This is a genomic window from Bryobacter aggregatus MPL3, from assembly GCF_000702445.1.
Classification (GTDB): Bacteria; Acidobacteriota; Terriglobia; order Bryobacterales; family Bryobacteraceae; genus Bryobacter; species Bryobacter aggregatus.
Map to the genome: position 1 here is coordinate 3,292,648 of NZ_JNIF01000003.1, position 22,019 is coordinate 3,314,666.

At 57.5% G+C, this 22,019-nt stretch carries 20 protein-coding genes; 16 read left to right on the forward strand and 4 right to left on the reverse strand.

From position 1 onward, the window contains the following. Positions 1–21 precede the first annotated feature (21 nt). The 8 genes from M017_RS0115305 (at position 22) to gpmI (ending at position 11,233) form a co-directional block, all read left to right on the forward strand. Positions 22–2,277, forward strand: a complete 2,256-nt coding sequence (locus M017_RS0115305; RefSeq protein WP_031499004.1) for an amino acid permease — start codon at positions 22–24, stop codon at positions 2,275–2,277. A 297-nt stretch (positions 2,278–2,574) separates the two neighbouring features. Further along, the gene (locus M017_RS0115310) at positions 2,575–3,036 is read left to right on the forward strand and encodes a hypothetical protein (protein ID WP_031499005.1); all 462 of its coding nucleotides are present in this window, start codon (positions 2,575–2,577) and stop codon (positions 3,034–3,036) included. Continuing rightward, positions 3,036–3,926 (forward strand): hypothetical protein, encoded by an 891-nt coding sequence (locus tag M017_RS0115315; protein ID WP_031499006.1) that lies wholly within the window; start codon positions 3,036–3,038, stop codon positions 3,924–3,926. The genes M017_RS0115310 and M017_RS0115315 overlap by 1 nt, the downstream gene beginning before the upstream one ends. Before the next feature lie 9 nt (positions 3,927–3,935). Further along, on the forward strand, positions 3,936–4,751 hold the full coding sequence (locus M017_RS0115320) for a DUF4412 domain-containing protein (RefSeq protein WP_031499007.1): 816 nt from the start codon (positions 3,936–3,938) through the stop codon (positions 4,749–4,751). Between the two features lie 11 nt (positions 4,752–4,762). After that, a complete protein-coding gene (locus tag M017_RS0115325; RefSeq protein WP_238325911.1) occupies positions 4,763–6,007 on the forward strand; it encodes an MFS transporter in 1,245 nt (414 codons plus the stop codon). Further along, complete coding sequence (locus M017_RS0115330) at positions 5,994–8,408, forward strand: ATP-binding protein (RefSeq protein ID WP_051670160.1); 2,415 nt, start codon at positions 5,994–5,996, stop codon at positions 8,406–8,408. Before M017_RS0115325 ends, M017_RS0115330 begins: the two co-directional genes overlap by 14 nt. A gap of 39 nt (positions 8,409–8,447) precedes the next feature. Further along, positions 8,448–9,734, forward strand: coding sequence for a phosphopyruvate hydratase (gene eno, locus M017_RS0115335; protein ID WP_031499010.1), 1,287 nt, complete (start codon positions 8,448–8,450; stop codon positions 9,732–9,734). Continuing rightward, on the forward strand, positions 9,734–11,233 hold the full coding sequence (gpmI, locus tag M017_RS0115340; RefSeq protein WP_031499011.1) for a 2,3-bisphosphoglycerate-independent phosphoglycerate mutase: 1,500 nt from the start codon (positions 9,734–9,736) through the stop codon (positions 11,231–11,233). The genes eno and gpmI overlap by 1 nt, the downstream gene beginning before the upstream one ends. A 43-nt stretch (positions 11,234–11,276) precedes the next feature. Here gpmI and M017_RS0115345 read toward each other — a convergent pair whose 3' ends face one another. Beyond that, the gene (locus M017_RS0115345) at positions 11,277–12,191 is read right to left on the reverse strand and encodes a hypothetical protein (protein ID WP_162179939.1); all 915 of its coding nucleotides are present in this window, start codon (positions 12,189–12,191) and stop codon (positions 11,277–11,279) included. A 358-nt stretch (positions 12,192–12,549) separates the two neighbouring features. Between M017_RS0115345 and M017_RS0115350 the strand changes: the two genes are divergently transcribed. From M017_RS0115350 to M017_RS0115370, 5 genes are all read left to right on the forward strand, one after another. Then, positions 12,550–13,509: an aldo/keto reductase gene (locus M017_RS0115350; protein WP_031499013.1), complete on the forward strand. Its 960-nt coding sequence runs from the start codon at positions 12,550–12,552 to the stop codon at positions 13,507–13,509. Between the two features lie 12 nt (positions 13,510–13,521). Further along, complete coding sequence (locus M017_RS0115355) at positions 13,522–14,763, forward strand: ABC transporter permease (protein ID WP_031499014.1); 1,242 nt, start codon at positions 13,522–13,524, stop codon at positions 14,761–14,763. 3 nt (positions 14,764–14,766) lie between these two features. Then, the gene (locus tag M017_RS0115360; protein ID WP_031499015.1) at positions 14,767–16,017 is read left to right on the forward strand and encodes an ABC transporter permease; all 1,251 of its coding nucleotides are present in this window, start codon (positions 14,767–14,769) and stop codon (positions 16,015–16,017) included. Positions 16,018–16,198: 181 nt separating this feature from the next. Then, entirely contained in the window at positions 16,199–16,363 is a 165-nt protein-coding gene (locus M017_RS29360; protein WP_238325912.1) for a Flp family type IVb pilin, read from the forward strand. Positions 16,364–16,396: 33 nt separating this feature from the next. Then, positions 16,397–17,020, forward strand: coding sequence for a response regulator (locus M017_RS0115370; protein WP_031499016.1), 624 nt, complete (start codon positions 16,397–16,399; stop codon positions 17,018–17,020). Here M017_RS0115370 and M017_RS0115375 read toward each other — a convergent pair. Further along, complete coding sequence (locus M017_RS0115375; RefSeq protein ID WP_031499017.1) at positions 17,017–18,783, reverse strand: tetratricopeptide repeat protein; 1,767 nt, start codon at positions 18,781–18,783, stop codon at positions 17,017–17,019. The two genes, M017_RS0115370 and M017_RS0115375, sit on opposite strands and share 4 nt — an antisense overlap. A 122-nt stretch (positions 18,784–18,905) precedes the next feature. Here M017_RS0115375 and M017_RS0115380 point away from each other — a divergent pair, with 122 nt between their 5' ends. Next, a complete protein-coding gene (locus M017_RS0115380) occupies positions 18,906–19,508 on the forward strand; it encodes a PEP-CTERM sorting domain-containing protein (RefSeq protein WP_031499018.1) in 603 nt (200 codons plus the stop codon). Positions 19,509–19,531: 23 nt separating this feature from the next. Beyond that, positions 19,532–19,981, forward strand: a complete 450-nt coding sequence (locus M017_RS0115385) for a hypothetical protein (RefSeq protein ID WP_155121431.1) — start codon at positions 19,532–19,534, stop codon at positions 19,979–19,981. On the opposite strand, the gene M017_RS0115390 is transcribed toward M017_RS0115385, so the two are convergent. Next, positions 19,968–21,215 (reverse strand): glycosyltransferase family 4 protein, encoded by a 1,248-nt coding sequence (locus M017_RS0115390; protein WP_162179940.1) that lies wholly within the window; start codon positions 21,213–21,215, stop codon positions 19,968–19,970. The genes M017_RS0115385 and M017_RS0115390 overlap by 14 nt on opposite strands. 119 nt (positions 21,216–21,334) lie before the next feature. Between M017_RS0115390 and M017_RS0115395 the strand changes: the two genes are divergently transcribed. Beyond that, positions 21,335–21,649 (forward strand): RNA recognition motif domain-containing protein, encoded by a 315-nt coding sequence (locus M017_RS0115395; protein WP_031499021.1) that lies wholly within the window; start codon positions 21,335–21,337, stop codon positions 21,647–21,649. Here the strand turns inward: M017_RS0115395 and M017_RS0115400 are convergent. Continuing rightward, positions 21,616–21,969 (reverse strand): ribonuclease III domain-containing protein, encoded by a 354-nt coding sequence (locus M017_RS0115400; RefSeq protein WP_202901660.1) that lies wholly within the window; start codon positions 21,967–21,969, stop codon positions 21,616–21,618. The two genes, M017_RS0115395 and M017_RS0115400, sit on opposite strands and share 34 nt — an antisense overlap. Positions 21,970–22,019: the final 50 nt, after the last annotated feature.

The following is a 22,019-nucleotide window of genomic DNA, read 5'->3' on the forward strand; positions in this document are numbered from 1 at the left end:
GCTTTTAGGCCTTCGCAAACTATGTCCAGTTCCCCTCTCGGTGGTTCTTCCGCCAATCCCGGCAGTTCTAGTGCGGGTCATGCTTCCACAACCACGAAGGTAGTCGTCGCTACGACGGTTGCGCTCTCCTTTATCAGTTTCTGGCGCGGTGCGGCAATCGTGCTCAGTGATATGGCTTCGACGATGTTCTACATCGGTGGCATCACGGAGCAGGCCATCGGCAAGACCGCTCCCTGGTTCATCCTTGCGGTCATGCTGTACAGCTTTGCCGTGCGCAGCGTGTACATGGAGAGCTGTAGCATGTTCGTCCGCGGGGGCGTCTATGTTGTGGTCCGGGACGCGATGGGCCCGATGATGGCCAAGATCAGTGTGAGTGCGCTGATTGTCGATTACATCCTTACTGGACCCATTTCATCCGTATCGGCAGGGCAATACCTTGGCCATCTCATCAACGAGACTTTAGCCAAGCTGCATCAGCCCTATCACATTGATCCCGCAACCTTTGCAGCCAGCTTCGGTGTCGCTGTGACGCTCTACTTCTGGTACAGCAACCTGAAGGGAATCCACGAAAGCTCCCAAAAGGCATTGCGCATTATGCAGATCACTACCGTGATGGTAGTGCTGCTGCTCGGCTGGAGCGCCTACACCTTGATTGTGCGAGGGGGCGCACCTCTTCCGCCTTCCCCCACGCTCGAGAACTTACGGTTCACCCCGGAATCTCTAGGCTGGTTTGAGGGCACCTTTTGGCCCTCTATTGCGGGCGTCGGTCTGTTGATTGCCTTTGGCCATAGCTTGTTGGCGATGAGTGGTTTTGAGACTCTCGCCCAGGTGTATCGCGAAATTGCCTATCCGAAGATGAAAAATCTGAAGATCACGGGCAACATTGTCTGCTTCTATGCCGTGATGTCGACCGGACTCATCTCGATGCTTGCCGTGATGATCATTCCAGATTCGGTCCGGCCCCGCTATTACGACAATCTGATTGGCGGAATGGTGGAGAGTCTCGATGGCAACGCCCTGCTGAAATACGGCTTCCATCTGTTTGTTGTCATTGTCGGTACGCTCATCCTCAGCGGCGCCGTCAATACCTCGATCATTGGGGCCAACGGCGTGTTGAATCGAGTTGCCGAGGATGGCGTACTTCTGAAGTGGTTTCGCAAGCCGCATGCGAAGTACGGCACCAGCGCCCGGATCATTCATCTGATTACGATCCTGCAACTGCTCACCATTCTCGGGTCGCGCGGGGACGTCTATCTGCTTGGCGAAGCGTATGCCTTCGGTGTGGTCTGGAGCTTCTTTATGAAAGCTCTCGGTGTGCTGGCCTTGCGTTTCCAGCGCCACGACCAGGAGTACAAGTTCCCCTTCAACTTCCACATTGCTGGACGCGAGATCCCGTTCGGACTTGCGACGATGACCTTTTCGCTGTTGCTGATTGCGATCGCGAATTTGGTCTCGAAGAAAGTCGCTACCGTCTACGGAATCACGTTCACCATCGTTCTGTTCATCCTGTTCAGCGTGAGCGAATATGTGAATCGCCAGAAACAGAAGCGTAAGGAGAAGGGGCTGGAGCAGTTCAATCTTGAACATCAGGTGGAAGTTACCGCAGATTGTCTTGAAGCGCGTCCTGGCTGCGTGCTGGTGGCTGTGCGCGGTTGGAAGCAGATGGGCCACTTGCGTAAGGTGCTCGAGAAAACGAATCTCCGCCGTCACGACATCGTGGTGATGACGGTCCGTCCTGTTGCTGTCGGCACAGGCGAACATGATCTTGCCGACGAACAACTCTTCACCAGCTACGAGCAGGAACTTTTTTCGCACGTTGTGCAGGTGGCAGAGAAAGAAGGCAAGCCGGTGGACCTTCTTGTGGTTCCCGCAGTGGATCCCTTTGACGCGATGGTGCAGACGGCGAACAAGCTGAAAGCTTCCCGGCTGGTATCTGGCGTCAGTCCGAAGATGGCCAGCGAAGAACTCGCGCGACGCATTGGCTTGGCCTGGGAGAAGTTAGACGAGCCACGGCATCCGTTTTCGCTCGAGATCATTGCGGAAGGCCGTTCCAGCGTTTTCGTCAATCTGGGGCCGCACCCGCCGCGCCTTTGGCCGGAAGATCTCGATTTGCTACATGAGATTTGGCTCAAACTGTCCGGCGACGAACAGTTTGGGAGCCGCCTGCATCATCGTGACGTGGTTGGTCTGGCGTTGAGCCGTCTGGAGAAAGATCTCAATAGCGCGGATCGCGACGAGATTGTCGGTCAACTCGCAAAGGAACTACGCAAGAGTTAAGTGGCTGTATCGGGAGCCGGGGGAGGTGTGGGCACCTTCCGCGGTTTGGGTGGGGGAGCGATCTCTTTGAGATATTCATGATCGCTATAGCAAGTGCAGCACCGCACCTTTGCTGGCTGCGCATCGCGCAGTGACACTATGTTGTGATTCGTGAGCCGCTTACACTTGACGCAAAAATCGTCAACCGTATCTCCTAGGCGGTATTCGGAAGGAAACATCTCTTTCAGGTCCAGATGCTCAGTATACAGCGGAGCCGCCAAGCTTGTGACAGGATAATAGGACGCTACTGGCGAAGTCATGAAGAAAATCCTGCTGGTCCTGATCCTGGTTGCCGGTCTTTACTGGGCTTTCAAGTCGAAAGACGCTCCTGTTCCCAGTAGCGCTCCCGCCGTTGCGACGCCTGCAAAACCGGTGGCGGGCAAGACGTTTAATAAGCTCTTCCCCTCTTCCGCCGAGGGCTTTGAGGTGCAGTTCACACAGGAGAAAGAGGGCTATGCGCAGGCTGATCTTTTGAAGAACGGCAAAAAGCTCGCGCAACTCTCCGTCTCCGACACGCAAGCGAACCCCAGTGCTCGCGACAAGTTCAACAACACAACACAGAAGATTGCTGGCCAACCGGCTGCTGCGGTGGGTTCCATGGGGACGGCCATTTTAGTGGCGGGACGTTATCAGGTGCAGGTGCGTTCGCTCGATCCATCCTTCCGCGCCAATGACCGCGAAGCCTGGATTGCCAAATTCAAACTCGGAGATTTGCAGTAATGAGTGACAGTATCGACGTTCTGGTAGACAAGCTGCCTACCTCAGGAATGACCGTGCGGGCGCTTGGGCTACTCGACTTCATCGCGCCGGGAGAGTGGCAGAACATCACCGGCTTTGACAACACGATTCGCTACGTGACCGGCGAGCAGGACCCGGCAATCGTAGCCCAGATCCGGGCGCGTGCGCTGACTCTCTACAACGATCCCTCCCAGGGCTACCAGCGCGCGGTCTCGATTTATCAGATGGTCGATAGCGCGGGCGGCAAGATCGGGCTCGCCTCGATGGCGCATATGCTTGGCGAAAAGGTGGGCATTCTCAGCTTTCTCAGCAAGCTGACGCCGAAAGAAGACAAGGCGCAGACCGTTGACCTGGGGCTGAAGCTGGTCGCTGAGATGGTGGCCTTCTGCTACGCCAATGGGTTTCCCGGTGATGGGATTCGCGACTTCATGGGTGCTGTCTCGTCTTACGAGAAAGAGAATCTCATCCGCCTATCTGGGATCGTGGTCTTTGATGGTTTGATCCCACTCGGTCCGAATTATGGGGTGAAGTTGATCGATGCGGTGTCTTCTTGGACTCCCTCTGATCTGCAGGGCAATGCGCTCTTTCAGCGGATTCACAGCTTGCTGCCGGGCGGAGCGTCCACCGATGCAACCTTCCAGTTTGTCAATCAAGGACTGAGCGCGATGAATGACTATGTGGGTGGGTTCGCGGCTGCTCGCGGGATCACTCTCGATCGTGTGCTGGATCAGATGCGCGGTGTCTTTGAGTTCAGCGAAGGCAAGCTCGATCTGCTCGCCGCCTTCCTCGATATCAGCACCAGCTATATGGAACACACCGGCATCCAATCCGTGGCGCGCAGTCTCATTGAGCGGTCTGTTGGCGAGATTTAGGAGTTCCAAGTGAAGAAAATTGCAATTGCCAGCTTGGCCCTCAGCCTATGCTCTGTGGCGTACGCCGACTTTCGCTACCTGTCGACGATCAAAAGCGGTCCGGGCAGCGGTAACGTGACCAAGCACCTGATCAAGGGCAACAAAATGAAGCTCGATGCGGGCTCGATCATCACGATCACCGATCTCGATGCGCAAACCACCACGACCATCCGGCCCGCCGAGAAGACCTATCGCGTTGTGCCGCTGTCGCAGGCTGCCGCCACGCTTGAGAAGACTGGCACGGACATCAAAGTGGATGTAAAAGAGACTGGCCAGAAAAAGAAGATCGGGGCCTACGATTGCCGGCAAGTGATTCTGAATATGACCCTCACCGGGCAGGTTCCGATGAACATGGAGATGGAGATGTGGGTTTCTTCGGAGATCCCTGGCGCCAATGAGTTGAAGGCCATTGGAATGAAGATTGCGGAACGTAGCGCCGCGGCGAGCGGTAACGCGAATATGCAGAAGGCGATGCTCGAAGTGCAGCGCCAGTCGGCAAAGATCAACGGTGTGCCTGTACTCACGATCCTGCGGATGAAGTCGGGTGACGATGAGAAGTCAAAACAAATGCAAGCCCAGATGCAGGCGGCGCGAGCGCAACTGGAAGCGATGAAGAAACAGGGCGGAGCCGGCGCGGCTGCGCTCGAAAAAGCTCTGGCTGGGATGGGGCCGGCCGGGAGCAAGTACTTGATGGAAATGACGACGGAATCGAGCGAGTTTTCGACAGCGGCGGTGGCTGCCAGTGAATTCGCAGTGCCTGTGGGCTTCACAAAGGTGGACAAATAGGAATGCTAGCCATGCGTCATCGCGTCATTGCGATGACCGTTCTCCTCGCAGGCGTTACCTATCTGGATCGCATTGCTATCGGTGTACTAGCCCCTCAGATTCGTAAGGATCTTGGGCTTTCGATGCAACAGATGAGCATGGTGTTTTTCGTGTTTTCCGTTGCTTATGGTGTCTTTGAAGTTCCTACTGCCGCCTGGGCCGATCGGATCGGCGCACGCAGCGTGGTCACTCGGATCGTTCTCTGGTGGAGTCTCTTCACCATTGCGACTGCCGGCGCCTGGAACTATATCTCGATGTTGGTGATTCGCTTCCTCTTTGGTGCGGGCGAAGCAGGCGCTTGGCCGAGCGTCGGACGTGTCTACTCACGTTGGATCCCGGCACGAGAACGTGGCAAAACTCAGGGCGTCTTCTTTGCTGGCGCGCATCTGGCCGGAGCAATCACGCCCGGCATCGTCTACTGGCTGTTGCGCTATATGGAATGGCGCATGGTGTTTGTCGTATTCGGCATCCTCGGCATGTTGTGGGCTTTGTCCTGGTGGCTCTGGTTCCGTGACGAGCCACGCGATAAAGCGGGCACGAGTCCAGAGGAAGTAAAGTTGATCGAATCCGGTCGCGGCCTTGCCGTGAACGCCCATGGCAACTGGAAGGTCGTCTTCAAGAACCCCAGTGTGATCTGGCTGTGCGTCAGCCATTTCGCAAATACCTATGGGACCTTCTTCGTCATGACCTGGATGCCCACCTACCTCAAGGAAGGCCGGGGCATGTCCACGGAGCATGTTGTCATCTTTGCCGGCCTCCCCATGTTGTTTGCCGTGCCGGCTGACCTCGCAGGTGGCTGGACAACCGATTACGTGACGCGCCGCCTTGGCCTCTCCTGGGGCCGAGCCGGAGTTGCGGGCGCTTCTTACTTCACTGCGATGCTCGCGATGTTCTTCGGCGCTGCTGCTCCAGACCCGCACATTTCGGGTGTCCTGCTCGCCCTTGCCTACGGCTTGAGCATGTTCAGCCTGGGCGCTGCCTTCTCCTTCTGTATTGATATCGGCAAGGAAAATTCGGCGGTGATGACGGCGACGATGAATACCGCGGGCCAAGTGGGCGGTGCGCTCAGTCCTGTGGTGCTGGCCTGGGTTGTCCAGAACACCGGCAACTGGACCCTGCCTCTGTACATCATGTCCGGGCTGTACCTGTGCGCTGTGATGGCCTGGTGGATGATCGGCCGGCAGGTACGAGATACTGTCATCGATGGCCAACATTGAGGGACTCGGGGTCTTCTACCTCGGTGAAGAATACGATCTGGATCAGCGGCAGCGCAATGGCAAGCTAGTCCTTTACGACTCCAAAAATCTGGTGACGCACGCAGTTTGCGTCGGCATGACGGGTAGCGGCAAAACGGGCCTCTGCATTTCGCTTCTGGAAGAAGCCGCCATCGATGGCATCCCCGCGATTCTCATCGATCCCAAGGGAGACCTCGGGAATCTGCTGCTTCAATTTCCTGACCTTCTCCCGTCGGATTTTGAGCCCTGGGTCAATCCGGACGAGGCCACCCAGGCGCAACTCAGCGTTCCGGACTTCGCTAAGCAACAGGCCGACCTGTGGCGGAAGGGGCTCTCCGACTGGCACCAGGACGGAGAGCGCATTCGCCGCATGGGCGAGGCTGCCGAGTTCACGATCTACACTCCAGGCTCCCGCATGGGCCGGCCGCTCTCGATTCTGAAGAGCTTCGAGGCGCCGTCTGAGGCGCTGATGGAAGATCGCGAAATGTTCACCGACCGTGTGGCCAATGCAGCAACCGCCGTGTTGAGTCTGTTGGGGATCGATGCAGATCCGCTGCAAAGTCGCGAACACATTCTGCTGGCGCAGATCTTCCAAGCGAACTGGGCCAATGGCAAGAGTCTCGATCTGGCCGCGATCATCAGCCAGATCCAGGAGCCGCCCTTTAAGAAGATCGGTGTGCTGGACGTCGATAGCTTCTTCCCCGCCAAAGATCGCTTTGCGCTGGCGATGCAGGTGAATCATCTGCTCGCCAGCCCTGGCTTCCAGGCCTGGATGGAAGGTGAGGGGCTCGACATCGGCAAGCTGCTGCGCAACGCGCAGGGCAAGCCGAAGATCTCCGTCATCTCGATTGCCCACCTCAGCGAACAGGAGCGGATGTTCTTTGTCGCGCTGCTGTTGAACGAAGTGCTCGGATGGGTTCGCACGCAATCAGGGACTTCGAGCCTGCGTGCGCTGCTCTACATGGACGAAATCTTCGGCTACTTTCCGCCGCTTGGCAATCCGCCGACCAAGAAGCCATTGCTCACGCTGCTCAAGCAGGCCAGGGCCTTTGGGGTCGGTGTCGTGCTAGCGACGCAGAACCCGGTGGATCTGGATTACAAGGGGCTGGCGAACTGCGGCACCTGGTTCATTGGCCGCTTGCAGACAGAGCGCGATAAGGCGCGTCTGATGGAGGGCCTCAGCGGGGCGAGTGCGCAAGCGGGCGTCGCCTTCGACACGCAAAAGACCGAACGGATTCTCTCGAGCCTCGGCAAGCGCGTCTTCTATATGAACGACGTGCACACGAATCAGCCGTTGATCTTTCAGACGCGTTGGGCCTTGAGCTATCTGCGTGGGCCCCTGACTCGCGACCAGATCAAGACGCTTACCGCGAAAGGCCCGCAAGCCGAAATTCCTTCCGCAACTCCCGCAGGCAAAATTCCCCAATTGCCTGCCGCTGCGGCCCGTCCGGTGCTGCCTCCGGACGTGGTGCAGAAGTTTCTTGCCGCACGCGGCGATCGTGAGGGGCTGATGTATTACCCACACATGTGTGTCGCCACCAAGATCCGTTTTACCGATACCAAAAGTGGCATTGATGAGATGGTGGACCGCGTGTACCTGTCGCCGGTGAAGGATGACAACACCCCGGTGGAGTGGCGGGAGTGCCAGACCGTGGATCTCCATCCCGATGAGCTCGAAGGCGAGCCGACCGAAGGGATCGGCTATGCCGAGCTTTCCGGTGCGGCGACAAAAGAGAAAAATTACGCAGTCTGGCAAAAGGATCTGGTTACCTATATCTACGGCGAAGAATCCTACGATCTCTTCTCGGCTCCTGAGCTGAAGCTCTACTCGAATCCTGGCGAAAAAGAGTCTGACTTCCGCGCCCGGATTTCGCAGAAGATGCGCGAGGAACGGGATGTTGAGATCGCCCGCATCCGCGCCAGCTACGGCACGAAGATCGCCGCCGCCGAGGAGCGTGTGCGCAAGGCGCAAGCGGCCAAAGACGCGCGCGAGCAAAAGCGTACCAGCGAAATGGTCAGCAGCGGCATCGGCATTCTCGGCACCGTGCTCGGGGCGATGTTCGGGCGCGGCAGCATCGTGACCAAGACGAATATCGGCAAAGCCGCCACCGCCGCCAAGCAGGCAGGCAAGGTATTGCGCGATCAGGGCGATGTCAGCCGCGCGGGCGACACGGTAGAGGCCTACCAGGCACAGCTGGACGATCTCACCCAGCAGGTGGAAGCGGCGGTGGCGGATGTGGCCAAGCGCATGGACGCCGCAAACGCGCCGGTTGAAAGCATCAGCATCAAGCCGAAAAAGACGAACATCTCGCTTGGTTTCACGGCTCTGGTCTGGGCTCCCTGCAAAGTTGTTCCCGGAAAAGATCCAGTGCCCGCCTGGTAGTCATCCTGTTGCTCGCCGTCATACGCGACAATAGTAGAAATGACTGAAATTGTGAAAATTGTGGGCCGCGAGATCCTCGATTCGCGCGGCAACCCGACTGTGGAAGCGGATGTAATTCTGGCGGACGGTTCGCTCGGCCGGGCGGCTGTGCCAAGCGGCGCCTCAACCGGCGAGCATGAAGCGGTCGAACTGCGCGACGAAGACAAGGGCCGTTATCTCGGCAAGGGCGTCACCAAGGCTGTCGCCAACGTCAACGAAATTCTCGGGAAGAACCTGGTTGGCATGAGCGCCACCCGTCAGGCTGACATCGATCGCGCCATGATCGCGCTCGACGGCACGCCGAACAAAGCGAATCTGGGCGCCAACGCGCTGCTCGCTGTCTCGATGGCCACTGCGCGCGCTGCGGCCGAAAGCCAGATGACGCCGCTTTACCGCTACCTCGGTGGCGTCAACGCCTGCACGCTGCCTGTGCCGATGATGAACATCCTCAATGGCGGCGCGCATGCGGACAACTCCGTCGATCCGCAGGAATTCATGATCGCCCCGGTTGGCGCCAGCAGCTTCCGGGAAGCTCTGCGCATGGGTGCGGAAGTGTTCCACGTCCTCAAAGGCGTACTGAAGAAGAAGGGCTATTCCACCTCTGTCGGCGACGAGGGCGGCTTTGCTCCTTCCTTGAAGTCGAACCAGGAAGCCGTCGACGTCATCCTCGAGGCGATCGTCCTTGCCGGCTACAAGCCCGGCGAACAGATCTCCCTCGCCCTCGATTGCGCGGCCTCTGAGTTCTACGACAAGACCAAGAAGAAGTACGTCTTCAAGAAGAGCGACAAGAGCGAGTACACCTCTGCCGAAATGGTGGCTTTGTGGGAAAGCTGGGCGAACCAGTACCCGATCATCTCCATCGAAGACGGCCTCGACGAAAACGATTGGGACGGCTGGAAGATCATCACCGAGAAGCTCGGCAAGAAGGTCCAACTCGTGGGCGACGATCTCTTCGTCACCAACACCAGCATCCTCGCCAAGGGCATCGAGAAGGGCATTGCTAACTCGATCCTGATCAAGGTGAACCAGATTGGCACCCTCACCGAGACCCTCGAAGCGATGGCTATGGCAGCCAATGCCGGCTACACCTCGATGGCCTCCCATCGCTCGGGTGAAACCGAAGACACCTTCATCGCCGACCTGGCCGTCGCCACCGGCTGTGGACAGATCAAGACCGGTTCGGCCTCCCGTACCGATCGCATTGCCAAGTACAACCAGTTGCTCCGCATCGAAGAGGAACTCGGCGCTTCCGCCAAGTACGCAGGCAAGAAAGCGTTCAAGCAGTAATGTCTAAGCCCGATCTCGTTGTGTTGACCATTCTCGACGGCTTCGGCTGGAGAGAAGAAACAGAAGGCAATGCGGTGATCGCCGCCCACAAACCGAATTTCGATCGGTTGTGGGCGGCCAATCCGCACACGCTGATTGAAGCTTCAGGACCTTGGGTTGGTCTGCCTGTCGGCCAGATGGGCAACAGCGAGGTCGGGCATCTGAATATTGGTTCGGGCCGGATCGTCCGCATGGACGTTTCGCGCATCGACTATGCCATTGAGACCGGCGAGTTCTTTGAACTGCCGGAATTGAAGGCGGCGATGCAGACCGAGCGGCTTCATTTGCTGGGCCTGGTCAGCGATGGCGGTGTCCATTCGATGAACACGCATTTGTATGCGCTGCTCGACATGGCGCGCCGCGAAGGCGTCAAAGAAGTTTATGTCCATTGCTTTATGGATGGCCGCGACACGCCGCCGCAGTCCGGCGCCGGGTTCTTGAAGGCGCTCGAGCCGCATCTCGGCAACGCGAAGATCGCCTCCGTCATGGGCCGCTACTATGCAATGGATCGCGATAAGCGTTGGGAACGTGTCGAGAAGGCTGCCGTTGCGATGACGGCGCTGGCGCCGCTTACCAACACCTCGGCGCTTGCTGCCGTTGAGGCCAGCTACGCCGCGGGCACCACCGATGAGTTTGTCGAGCCGGTGACCATTGTCGACGGGGCAGGGAAGCCAGTTGGCCCCATCCAGCCGGGCGACTCCTGCATCTTCTTCAACTACCGCGCCGACCGGGCTCGCGAGCTCACCGAGCGCCTGACGAAGGACGGCAATCTGCGCTTCACGATGATGACGGAGTACGACCGTACCTTCACGCATCCCTTCGTCTTTAAGCCGGAAACCCACGAGAATGTGCTCGGGGATTGGCTCTCGCGCCACGGCATCGCGAACTTGCGTGTTGCCGAGACGGAGAAGTATCCGCACGTCACCTTCTTCTTTAACGGCGGCATTGAGAAGCCTTATGAAGGCGAAGCGCGCGAGATGGTTGCCTCTCCGAAAGTCGCTACCTACGATTTAATGCCTGAGATGTCTGCCGCTGGCGTTTGCCAGAAGGTGGTCGACGGCATCGAATCCGGTAAGTTTGGCGTGATCGTGGTGAACTTCGCCAACCCCGACATGGTGGGCCACTCCGGTGTCTTTGCCGCGGCGGTCAAGGCGGTTGAGACTTCCGACTATTGCGTCGGCAAGATCGAAGAAGCTCTGAACAAGCGTGGCAACTATGCCTGGATCATCACCGCCGATCACGGGAATTCTGAGACCATGATCGATCCGGTTACCAAGGGACCGCACACCTACCACACCACGAATCCGGTTCCGGTTGTGATCGTGGACCAGGACCACCGGGAGTTGCGTACGAGTGCCGCCAATGAACGGGGCAGCCTGCGCGACCTGGCTCCGACAATGCTTGATTTGCTCGGGATTCCACAGCCCCCTGAGATGACTGGCGCCAGTCTTCGGAAGTAGAAAAGAGGCCCACGGTAAAACGTGGGCCTTTTTACGTTTTAGCCTAGCGGACTTCGAGCGGAGTGGGCTTTGCCGCCCCGATCAAATGGGCCGTCTCCTCAGCGCCATCGGCGCTGAGGCTGATGAGGATATCATCGCTGGCGGATTTCTTGAATGGGATTTTGAGGAAGCCCTGGGACAGTTGCATCTCATTCAACTGGATCTGTTCTTCTCCTTGCCACATCAGTTGCACGACTTTGGCATGTGCCAATGCGGGCGCACTTGGGTTCCAGGAGGCCTTTAGCTGGTCTCCTTCTACTGCCAGCGCAAGGCCCAAATTGGTAGAGTCTGCATTGCGCACGATCCGATCCTGATTCCACTGCAAACCGCCAATGGTCAATCCACTGGCAAAAAGGGCACACGCTACATAGCTAAAGGCGACTCGCTTGGATACATACCAGGGCGGGCCAGCGGCGCGGCGGATCGAGACGTCGGGAAGAGCTTCATTCGATACCCCGGCGATCAGGTTGGGATTGTTGGGCTGCAACTGGAAAACCGCCGCAGGAATCGGGCCGAGTTGCTGCTCCGCATCGCGAACATAGAGCGCCGCATGCGCGGGCCGTTGATGGCTGGGTTTGATCACCAAAGCAAACTGCGTTGCCACGGGGAAAAACCGATCATGAAAGCTTAGATCCGCATCATCAAAGGTGTTCTCTCCCTTGGTGCGGGAGCGGAACCAGCCAAGCACTTCCATCTTCCGCAGACCCGCGTCAGAACGCGGCGACTGGAGTAACTTGCCGAGAAGGTGCTCTTCTCGTGGGTTCAGATAGAAATGAGAGGTCGCGTCGTCTGTACGGAGCATCGGCCGCCATGCATGCACATGCACCAGCTCTCCGAGCCGTTGTCCAAAGAAAACGCCCCCGGCTTCACTGCCTTTTCCGCTGCGACTCACATAAGTCTCGCCGACGTACTTGCGCACCTCCTCCAACAGCCCTTGTCTCCAATTGAGCTGAAAGATGCCCTGTCTGCCGTCAAGACGAACTCGATTGATGGATCCCCGGTCGCGTGCGTCCGCGATTGATCGGGGTGCTGAGCTCGATGCCACTTCTGTTCCTCCGGACAAGACGCGATCCCTCTCCTCCAAGCCGGATCAGCGCCTCATACTAGTGTGATTTAACGACATGAAAAGTCAATACAAAGGTGTCAGGAAGCAGCATCAGAACTACTACAACTAATTCACATTTCGGCTGATTTCCGCTTTCGAGACGAGATTTCGTAGTACTAAGACACTTCACCCCATCCCTTCGCTACACTAGCCATGAATCTCGACAATTTTTATGCAAACCAAACGTTTAGGGAATAGTGATCTCGACATTACGCCAATTGGCGTCGGGGCATGGGCAATCGGCGGGGGTGGTTGGGCTTTTGGTTGGGGACCGCAAGATGATACGGAGTCCGTTGACGCCATTCGCGCCGCGATTGATGCGGGCATCAACTGGATCGACACGGCTGCAGTCTATGGGCTGGGACATTCTGAGGAGATCGTCGCTAAAGCGTTGACTGGCATCGGCAAACGGCCCTATGTCTTCACAAAGTGCGAACGCATCTGGAATGAAAAGGGTGAGATCGGCAAGAGCCTCAAGGCCGATTCGATCCGCCGCGAAGTGGAAGCGAGCCTGCGCCGCCTCAAGGTCGACGTGATTGACCTCTATCAGATTCATTGGCCGGAACCGGACGAAGATATCGAAGAGGGCTGGGCGACCATGGCTGAACTGAAACAGGAAGGAAAAGTCCGCTGGATCGGTGTTTCGAATTTTAATGAGGAACAGATGAAGCGGGCGCAGAAGATTGCACCCATCACTTCGCTCCAACCGCCTTACTCCCTCGTCCAGCGGGAAATCGAAGAGAGCATTCTGCCGCATACCGCAGCCACCAATGTCGGTGTCATTGTGTATTCTCCGATGAAGAATGGCTTGCTGAGTGGAAGGATGACCAAGGAGCGAGTCGCGAATCTGCCCGAGGACGATTTCCGCCGGCGGAGCCCGTACTTCCAGGAGCCCGGCCTGACCAATACGCTACATCTGGTGGAAGACCTGGATCCCGTGGCGGGCAAGTACGGTTGTACTGTGGGCGAAGTGGCCATTGCCTGGACGCTGCACCATCCGGCTGTCACCTCGGCGATTGTCGGATTAAGAAATCGTAGTCAGCTTGATGGTGTAATTAAATCAGCGACTCTCAAAATTGAGAATGCGGATTTCCAACTCATTGATCAATTGCTCAAAAAGCATAATCTCTAGAACAGCAACGCTGTGACTACCTCTTTTCTAACCGCTTGCGGTCTGGCCCTTGATTCGATCAAGGCGCATAAGCTACGAAGTTTTCTCACGCTGCTCGGCGTCGTCATCGGCGTCGCCAGCGTGATCTTGGTTGGCGCCGGAATCGAGGGCCTTGGCATGACGGCCGAGGAGTCGACTTCAAAAGCTTTCGGAACAGAATCCTACCTGCTGGCTCAAATTGCCAATGTGGGCCGGATGACCCCGAAACAGCGGTCAGAAAAGTTGCGCCGGAATCGTCAATTGCGCCGTGACGATCTGGCCTATCTGCGCGCCTCCACGGGCGAAGCAGTGCAGTACAGCCCTTATTTCCAAAGAGTCGATGACGTGAAGCAGCAGGACCGTACGATGGAGGCCTGTAGCATCATTGGTGTTTCGGCGGCGCTTGCGGAGATCCGCGACGTCGCCGTCGTCGATGGCCGCTTTTTCACCGAGCAGGAAGAACACAACAAGGCCTTCGTTGCGGTCATTGGCGATGAGATCCGTACCACCTTCTTTCCGGGCACGAGTCCGCTTGGCGAGACCATTCGGGTGCGCGGCTACGACTTCAAAATCGTTGGCGTCCAGGAGAAGCTCGGCTCCAGCTTCGGCCGCAGTCAGGACAACTCTGTCTACATCCCTGACACTACTTACGAGAAGCTCTATGGACCGGCAAGGTCGATGACGATCTTTGCACGCTCCAAGCCCGGCACCGGCCTTTCCTTTGACGATTCGCTCGAGGTCACCCGCGGCGCGATGCGCATCCGCAATCATCTGGGCCCAACCAAGGAAGACAATTTCGACTTTCTGACGCCTGATTCCATTCGCGGCTTTGTCGACAGCATCCTCGGCATGATTCGGCTGGTGGTTGTCCCCATCACGCTCATCTCGCTGATCGTCGGCGGCATCGTCATCATGAACATCATGCTGGTGAGCGTCACGGAGCGCACCAAGGAGATTGGAATTCGCAAGTCCCTGGGCGCTCGCAGCGGAGACATCATGGCGCTGATTCTCACGGAGAGTTTCATGATCTCCGCCTTTGGCGGTCTGCTGGGGATTCTGATTGCTTGGGGCTTGGTCCAACTGCTGGTCCAGCTTTTGCAGGCCAATATGCGCATTACCTGGCCCTATGTTGCGCTCGCCGTGTTTGTGTCGAGTGGGGTGGGCTTGATCTCTGGCTGGTACCCGGCGCGCAAAGCCTCACGTTTGGATCCGATTGAAGCATTGAGGGCCGATTAGTCCATGTCTGTTCCCATCGTTGAAACCATCCGTCTGGCCGCAGACTCTGTTTGGGCCAATCGATTCCGCTCCGGACTGACCATCCTCGGGATTGTCATCGGAATTACGACCGTGGTCACTGTTGCCAGTCTTCTGACCGGGCTTCGGGCGGGGATCGTGACCTTCTTTGAAGAGTTTGGGCCCGATTCGGTGTTCGTCTCCCGCTTTTCGGGGGATCCCGGGCAAGGAGGCTCTCCCAAGGAGCAGAAGCGCCGGCCGCTTAAGCTCGAGTATGTCGACTTCATCGAGAGGACCAGTCCAGCAATCGAGCGCATCTCCGCCTCTTTGCTGATCCCCTCTGTGCAGGGTGGCAAGGCGCTTTCTGCAAAAGTGCCGGGTTTTGAAAGCGACACGATCAATCTCCAGGGACGTAGCCCCAATGCCTATCTTGTCCAACCGCGAGAGTTGCGGGAGGGGCGTGTCTTTACGCCAGACGAAGCCAATCGTGGACTGCGTGTTTGCGTCATTGGCGCGAGCATTGCGGAGGCTTTGTATCCGGAAGGCAATGTCAGCAATAAAATGATCACGGTTGATGGCGCGGAGTATCGCGTGCTTGGTGTTTTTGAGAAGGCCAAGGGCGGCTTCTTCGGAGAGAATGGCCTCGATCGCAATATCGAGATTCCTTACTCGGTGGCGCGGCAAAAGTATCCCTTTGTCGACAATCTTTTCCTGACCGCACAAGCGAAGAAGGGCCTTCGCGATCAGGCTTTCGATGAGTTCCAGGCCGCAATGCGGCGGCTGCGGAATCTGAAGCCCGGCCAGGAGAACGATTTCAATATCTCGACGGCCGATCAGATCATTGCGCAGTTCGACAAAATTACCGGCCTGATTGTGATGGTCTCGATTGCCATCTCCGGGCTCGGCTTGCTAGTGGGTGGGATCGGTGTCATGAACATCATGTTGGTAAGTGTGACGGAGAGAACCCGTGAGATCGGAATCCGCAAGGCGCTCGGCGCACGCCGTCCCGACATCGTGTTCCAATTCCTGTTGGAAGCATCGAGCCTCACGGTTCTGGGTGGAATTGTGGGAATTGCCTTCGCTAGTCTTGTCACCTTCGTGATTGCCAAGCTGGTGCCTGCTCTGCCGAGTAACACTCCCCTCTGGGCGGTTGTTGCGGGCTTGGGCATGAGCATTGCCGTCGGGGTCTTTTTCGGCACTTGGCCGGCGCTGAAGGCGGCCCGGTTGGACCCGGTTGAAGCGCTCCGCTACGAATAGTCCAAACTCACTAAGTACAATCGTTGGAACCTGACGAAAGTACTAGTGGAAATTATGGGTACTGCTACGGCTTTCACTTAGTTGAAGCGGCCTCGATTTTGCATGAGGATGGGGATAACCGTAGAGCGCGGAGTACTAGAACATGGCTGCCCAAAGTTTATCCCGAATGAGATGCCTCCTGATGCGGCTTCAGGCTGATACGGAAGGTCAGGATTTGATTGAGTATGCCCTGCTGGTTGGGTTTATGGTGGTTGCCATCTGGGCCTTTTTCCCCACGAGCATTTTTCCTTCGATTAGCAACATCTTCAACCGCCTGGTGAGCACCGCCAGCGTTCTTGTCCCTTAACCGTTTCGAAGGCATTCGACATACAGTGGTTGTATGGAAATTCTGCCTTCACCGGCTATCGTTGAAATCGCTGTGCTTGACGACGACAACGACTTCCGTACTTATATGGAAGATGTCCTGGTGGAGGATCAACAATTTGCGGTTCACGGGTTTGCTCATCCTGAAGATCTGTTTGTAGCCGCCAGCCAACGCCTGCCGGATATTGTCCTGCTCGACATGAAAATGGGCGACTTCCAGGGGGAGCAGGTTCTGGAGGAACTCCTCACGCGCTGGCCGAAGCTCTGCGTGATCATTGTGACTGGTTATCCGTCGCTTGATGACATGCGGGCGGCACTCAAGCGCAAAGCCTTTGATTACCTCACCAAACCCTTTAGCCTGGCTCAGTTGCGTTTGACATTGGCGAATGCAATCGAGACCTTTGGTCTCGGCCGGGCGGCGCAAGACCGTTTGCGCGAACGGCTCGGTCATCGCATCAAACTGCTGCGGGTGGAGCGGGACTGGAGTTTGAAAGATGTTGCTGCCGCCACCAAGTTGAGTGTCAGTCAAATCAGTTCCATTGAGCGCGGCGCTCATTTGCCCTCGCTTGAAAGTTTTCTCGCCATCTGCAAGGCTTTCGATAAGAAGCCTTCGGAAATCCTCGTGGCGATCGAATTTTAACGGCGCACCCGAGCCAGCAACTCCTGCATTCCCGGCTCGGCTCGAATCGAGTCCAGCCTTGGGTCCACCAGGAAATAGGGAAAGGCTTGTTCGTGAACCGCATGCGCCGCCCAGAGTTCCTGCACGGCTTGCTGCGGATCGCCCAGGGCTGCGAAATAGTAGGAGCGGGAGGTGTGCCCGAGCCCTCCCCATTTCTTCCATCGTTCGTTGCCTTGTTTCCAGATCGTCTCGGCTTCACGGATGCGGCCTTGCCGCAGCAGCACCAGCGCAAGGCCAATGACTGCGCGAAACTCGTTTGCCGAGGCCGCAAGGGCCTGGCGGAACTGCGCTTCTGCTTCCGGCAGTTTACTCTGGGCGTCCAGCGCGATTCCGATTGCCCAGCGTGCTCTTGCCTCCCAGCGTGGTTGCTGATGAGCGAGCGCCGAGCGGCCCTCTTCTTCGGCGTCGCGAAACTTATGCCAGTTGTAATAGACGTTCGATTTTCCGATCGCAATGCCGGCGTCGTTCGGTGCTCCAATTTGCGCTCGCGACACCTCCTCCATCGCCTCCTCGAAACGGCCCATCACACACAGAGCGGAACTGTAGAGTTGCTGTATCACTGCGTCACGCGGCGCCAACTCGACCGCTCTCTTCAGATGCGAGGCCGATAAGGAAAGATCGTAATCGTGGAGCAGGCTAATGCCGCCAATGGTGTGGTGTGCCTCTACGATCGTCTCTTCTATGGAGAGTGCGTGCTGGGCCGCCGCTTTGGCGCGGGTCATATGGTCCTGCCATCCTGGTTGCCTCTGGTCTCCCAACTCCCGCTCCGCTGCTGCGATCGATCCCCAGGCAAGCGCGAACTGAGGATCCGCTTCGACGCTATGCTGTAACAGCTTGAGCTGCTCGGGCAGGGAATGATTGCGGTGAGCATCGAGGTAGAGGCGTACAGCTTCCGGGCTCCCCGTGTTGGATTTGCCGGTCCGCAGGCGTTCTCGCAAGTCTCTGAGTGCGGTTTGCGCCACTTCGCGGTCGCTTCCGGCTTGGCCCTCAATGGTCGTGGCCCAGAGGTGGAAGCCGTCGGCGGCAGAGATGAGCTGCGCCGTCAATTTCAACTTACCTGCTTCTCTTCGGACACTCCCCTCGAGAAAGGCATCTACTTTGAGGCGCTTGCCCAGTTGAAGCCAGTCTTCGGGACCGCCATTCCCGGCGACCACCGCTTCGCTCGCCGAGACGCGCATCCCAGGCACCGCCGAGAGCGCGGATATCACTTCGCCCCGCAACTCCTGGGCGCGCGATTCCGTTTCTCCTCCTGGATTCAACGACGCGAACCGGAGCACCGCAATCGAAGAGATTCCTTGCGGCTTGCTGGCGGTGTTGCGTGACGCAAGGTAACCGAGGCCCGCGAATACCGGTAGTGCGGTCGCGACGGCGATCACTCCTCGTCGCGATTGTTGTGCAGTGGTAAAGTGCGGGACATAGTTCCCCTTGGGGAGCGAGATCCGGATGGCGTCGTTCCTGCCTTCACTGGCGTAATACTGTTGCAGCTTCGCGCGAAGCCGTACGGCTTCGGCGCGAACGGTAGAGTCCACCCGTGGGTCGAAGTCTTCCTTGCGGCCGTAAACCCGAACACCAATCTCGTACTCCTTCATCGCTTCCGCGCCAGGAATCAGCGCGTTCTCGACCGTCTGCCGAAGAAAGCGGCTGAGCTTCTCGGCTTTTGAGAAGTGGCTGCTCGCCAGAATGCGATCCAACTGTGTACGAATCTTGGCTGGATCTAGATCCATATCTTGTTACGCATCGAGTGTAACAATGCGAGGAACTCCTTTGTTTTCCGGTGCACAACCGCTAGCTAGCCCCATCGCAACTCCCGTCTGCAATGCTGTGGCCCCAAGCTGGACCTACATTCATGAAACATCTATTTTTGCTGGTTCTTGCCACGCCGCTTCTGGCGTCTACAATCGTCTATTCGAACTTTGGGCCAAGTCAATCGTATGCTGCTCTGGGAATCAATGTCGGGAACGGAACGGTTTTCGGCTCCGGCTTCTCGCCCACCGCGACCGGGATCCTGGAGAGCATCAGCCTGCCGCTCTTCACTCGACTCGATACCACTGCGGTCTCCAATCTGACGGTCGGGATCTCAGAAGGGATTCCCAATGCCATTTCATTTCTGGAGTTGTGGACGGTCTCTGCCTCCTCTCTCAGCACTGCATCGATCACGACGCTGACGCTGCAGAGCCTGGTCCATCCGATACTGGCGAGCGGCACTTTGTACTACCTGACGATTTTCACGCTAGGTGACGAAGTGGATGGCACCTTCTCTTGGGCCAAAAACAATATGGGCGACGCAAAAGGCGTGACGAGCTTTAATCATGGCAACACCTTCTCGTCTCCTGGAGCCGCTTCAGGCGCCTTTGAGATCCAGGCGAATGTGGACAGCGTTCCCGAGCCATCCACTTTGCTCCTGACTGCCTCCGCGGCTGGAGTTTTGTGGTGGCGCCGTCGGCGCTAAGCCGATCTGCGATCATATTTCTGATGACCGCTCTTTGCGAAATGGCCGTGGTAAAGGATGTCCGGATCCAGATCAAGGCAACCGAAACGATCTCTCTGAATCTCACCGCCGATCTGATGCAGATCCAATTGTTCAGCCGCAGCGGAGGGCTGCTGGGAACGATTCGCGAACTCCTTTTCGCCAAGTGGAATGAAGGCGAGTTGCCGATTGAGGAGGGCCAGCACAACGATGTGGTTTTTGCCCCCAATCCGGTCCAGATCTGGTATTCCGGACGTCTGATCACCTCAGAGGTCTATGCTCACATGACGGTTGGCGTGGTGCGCTATTTCGGAGAGCTCAACGACGCACAGGCCGCCATGATCCGCGATGATGGCCCCGAGGTGGAGATGCCGCAAATGGAAGACTGGCGCGAATTGCAGCCCGAGGACGTCGTCGCTCCCGAAATTACCTTTGGCGGCGTCAGATCCTATTAACGAGCAGCGATTGGATCGCTTGCTCATGAGCTGCGAAAAGAACGGGCCAGTCGAATTGCGTTTGTGCCCGTTCTTTGCCACAGCGCCCGAGCTTTGCCGATAGAATCGGATCTCTCCAGAGCAATTCGATCTTCTCTGCCAGATCTCCGGCAGATCCGGACTCCACCAACAATCCGTTGACGCCATTCTCGACGATGCTGGGGATTCCGCCGCTGGCCGATGCGATCACTGGCAGTCCACTGGCTCCTGCTTCGCATAGGACCCGTCCCATCGTTTCTGAATCCCGCAGTCCGGTTCTGGGGTGCACCACGTCTTTGCTCGAAAGCACAAAGGCGTTTGCCGCGTGCATATAGTCCCGCAGGCGATCGTGGCGGACATAGCCCAACAGTTGCACCGTGCTGGTCAAATCCAGAGCTGCGATCAGGTTCTCGGCGTGCCTCCGTTGTTTCCCCTCGCCTGCGATCAGGAGCTGCAGCCTTGCTCCTTTGGCGCGCAGAATGGCCATCGATGCCAGAAGCGTGTCGAGGCCCTTCTTTTCCACCAGTCTGCAGGCTGTCAGAAGATAATAGCCATCTCGCTCCAATCCGAGCTCTGCCCGCGCCGCCGGGCTGCGTGCAAAGAAATTTGCGTCTACGCCGCCGGGTAGCAAGCTCACCCGTTCCCGGTCCACTTCTGCTTCGTATAAGAGCTTGCGCGTGTATTCGGAGTTGGCAAAGATCCTTGCCATGCGTCTGGCGGAGGCGCGCATCACATCGGCTCTCCTGCCGAGCAAGAGCGATTCCAGCCGTTCCGGCCACTCCCATTTCTTCCACCGGCGGTAGAGCTGCCGCTCCACCCAGGGAAGATCGAGCACCGTGCTGCCGGCCTCAAAGGGCCAGGCAATCCAGGGGCGTAGCACGTCGTTGCCCGCACTGCGGCAAAACATTGGGATGCCCAGCCGTGTGGCCAGTTCGCCAAAGTAGACCGTGGAGGAATAGATGAGTTCGGCGCCCATCGCGCGGGCGACGCGTTCCAGCTTGCGGAGATTCGCGTGGTACGACACGCGGGACAGGACACGATGCACGCGGAAGGGCAAATCTGGGACTTCCGCCGGTCCGTCTTCGAGCCGGTAGGTTGCCACTTCGAGCACATAACCACGTGCATGGAGCCAGCGGCTGAGCTCGAGTGCATGGGTCTGCATCCCCCCGAAAGAAGGGGGGAATTCGGTGAGCACCAATAGCAAACGTCTCGGCATTGATGTGGTTAATATAGGAGTATAGTTTTGAGGACGGCTCCTGTCGGTATCGGCGATGAGCATGGCTGGCTTGGGATTCCCTCACGAACGGAATTGCAGTACACAGTTTAGGAGATACGATGACGAACATTTATGTGGGGAATCTTTCCTTCCGCACAAGTGAAATGGACCTGGAAGCGGCTTTCGCTCCCTACGGTGCCATCGAGAAAGTAACGATCGTGAAAGAGCGTGAGACCGGCCGTAGCCGCGGCTTTGGTTTTGTGGAAATGCCGAATGCCGACGAGGCACAGCGTGCCATCGCAACCATGAATGGGAAAGACGTGGGTGGCCGAGCCCTCCAGGTAAACGAAGCGCGCCCTCGTGAGGAGCGCGGTCCTCGTCCTGGCGGTGGTGGTGGTGGCTATGGCCGCGAACGCCGCGAGCCGCGCTGGTAGTTTTCGTCACTTCCAAGTTTGACCCTGGGCGGAGGAGTAATCCTCCGCTCTTGCTTTTCAAAAACAGGAATCAGGCTTTCCTCGATCCATTGGAACGCCGCCTCCAGACCCTCGTCGCGATAAATGCGGCCGATCTGCGCCTCGATTTCAGAAGCATCCCCGAAGACAGAAAGAAAACGGTTCGAGCTCATCCGGATCGCCTTCTCGTTGTTGATTCCTAAACCTTCAGCGAGAATCCGGTTGCGGACATAGAGCGCAAGCACGGCATCTCCTGTCCATGCCAATTCGAGAATTTCGCGGTGCCGTTGAGCGGATGCCATTGCCTCCTTAGTTTATCGTCCAAGTGAAAAGGCCTTCCTCTGGAGGAAGG

Excerpts from the sequence above, each read along its gene's own strand:
- M017_RS0115305 (WP_031499004.1), top strand. The coding sequence starts at position 22 with ATGTCCAGTTCCCCTCTCGGTGGTTCTTCCGCCAATCCCGGCAGTTCT.
- M017_RS0115310 (WP_031499005.1), top strand. The coding sequence starts at position 2,575 with ATGAAGAAAATCCTGCTGGTCCTGATCCTGGTTGCCGGTCTTTACTGG.
- M017_RS0115315 (WP_031499006.1), top strand. The coding sequence starts at position 3,036 with ATGAGTGACAGTATCGACGTTCTGGTAGACAAGCTGCCTACCTCAGGA.
- M017_RS0115325 (WP_238325911.1), top strand. The coding sequence starts at position 4,763 with ATGCGTCATCGCGTCATTGCGATGACCGTTCTCCTCGCAGGCGTTACC.
- M017_RS0115330 (WP_051670160.1), top strand. The coding sequence starts at position 5,994 with ATGGCCAACATTGAGGGACTCGGGGTCTTCTACCTCGGTGAAGAATAC.
- eno (WP_031499010.1), top strand. The coding sequence starts at position 8,448 with ATGACTGAAATTGTGAAAATTGTGGGCCGCGAGATCCTCGATTCGCGC.
- gpmI (WP_031499011.1), top strand. The coding sequence starts at position 9,734 with ATGTCTAAGCCCGATCTCGTTGTGTTGACCATTCTCGACGGCTTCGGC.
- M017_RS0115350 (WP_031499013.1), top strand. The coding sequence starts at position 12,550 with ATGCAAACCAAACGTTTAGGGAATAGTGATCTCGACATTACGCCAATT.
- M017_RS0115360 (WP_031499015.1), top strand. The coding sequence starts at position 14,767 with ATGTCTGTTCCCATCGTTGAAACCATCCGTCTGGCCGCAGACTCTGTT.
- M017_RS29360 (WP_238325912.1), top strand. The coding sequence starts at position 16,199 with ATGCGGCTTCAGGCTGATACGGAAGGTCAGGATTTGATTGAGTATGCC.
- M017_RS0115370 (WP_031499016.1), top strand. The coding sequence starts at position 16,397 with ATGGAAATTCTGCCTTCACCGGCTATCGTTGAAATCGCTGTGCTTGAC.
- M017_RS0115375 (WP_031499017.1), bottom strand. The coding sequence starts at position 18,783 with ATGGATCTAGATCCAGCCAAGATTCGTACACAGTTGGATCGCATTCTG.
- M017_RS0115380 (WP_031499018.1), top strand. The coding sequence starts at position 18,906 with ATGAAACATCTATTTTTGCTGGTTCTTGCCACGCCGCTTCTGGCGTCT.
- M017_RS0115385 (WP_155121431.1), top strand. The coding sequence starts at position 19,532 with ATGACCGCTCTTTGCGAAATGGCCGTGGTAAAGGATGTCCGGATCCAG.
- M017_RS0115390 (WP_162179940.1), bottom strand. The coding sequence starts at position 21,215 with ATGCCGAGACGTTTGCTATTGGTGCTCACCGAATTCCCCCCTTCTTTC.
- M017_RS0115395 (WP_031499021.1), top strand. The coding sequence starts at position 21,335 with ATGACGAACATTTATGTGGGGAATCTTTCCTTCCGCACAAGTGAAATG.
- M017_RS0115400 (WP_202901660.1), bottom strand. The coding sequence starts at position 21,969 with ATGGCATCCGCTCAACGGCACCGCGAAATTCTCGAATTGGCATGGACA.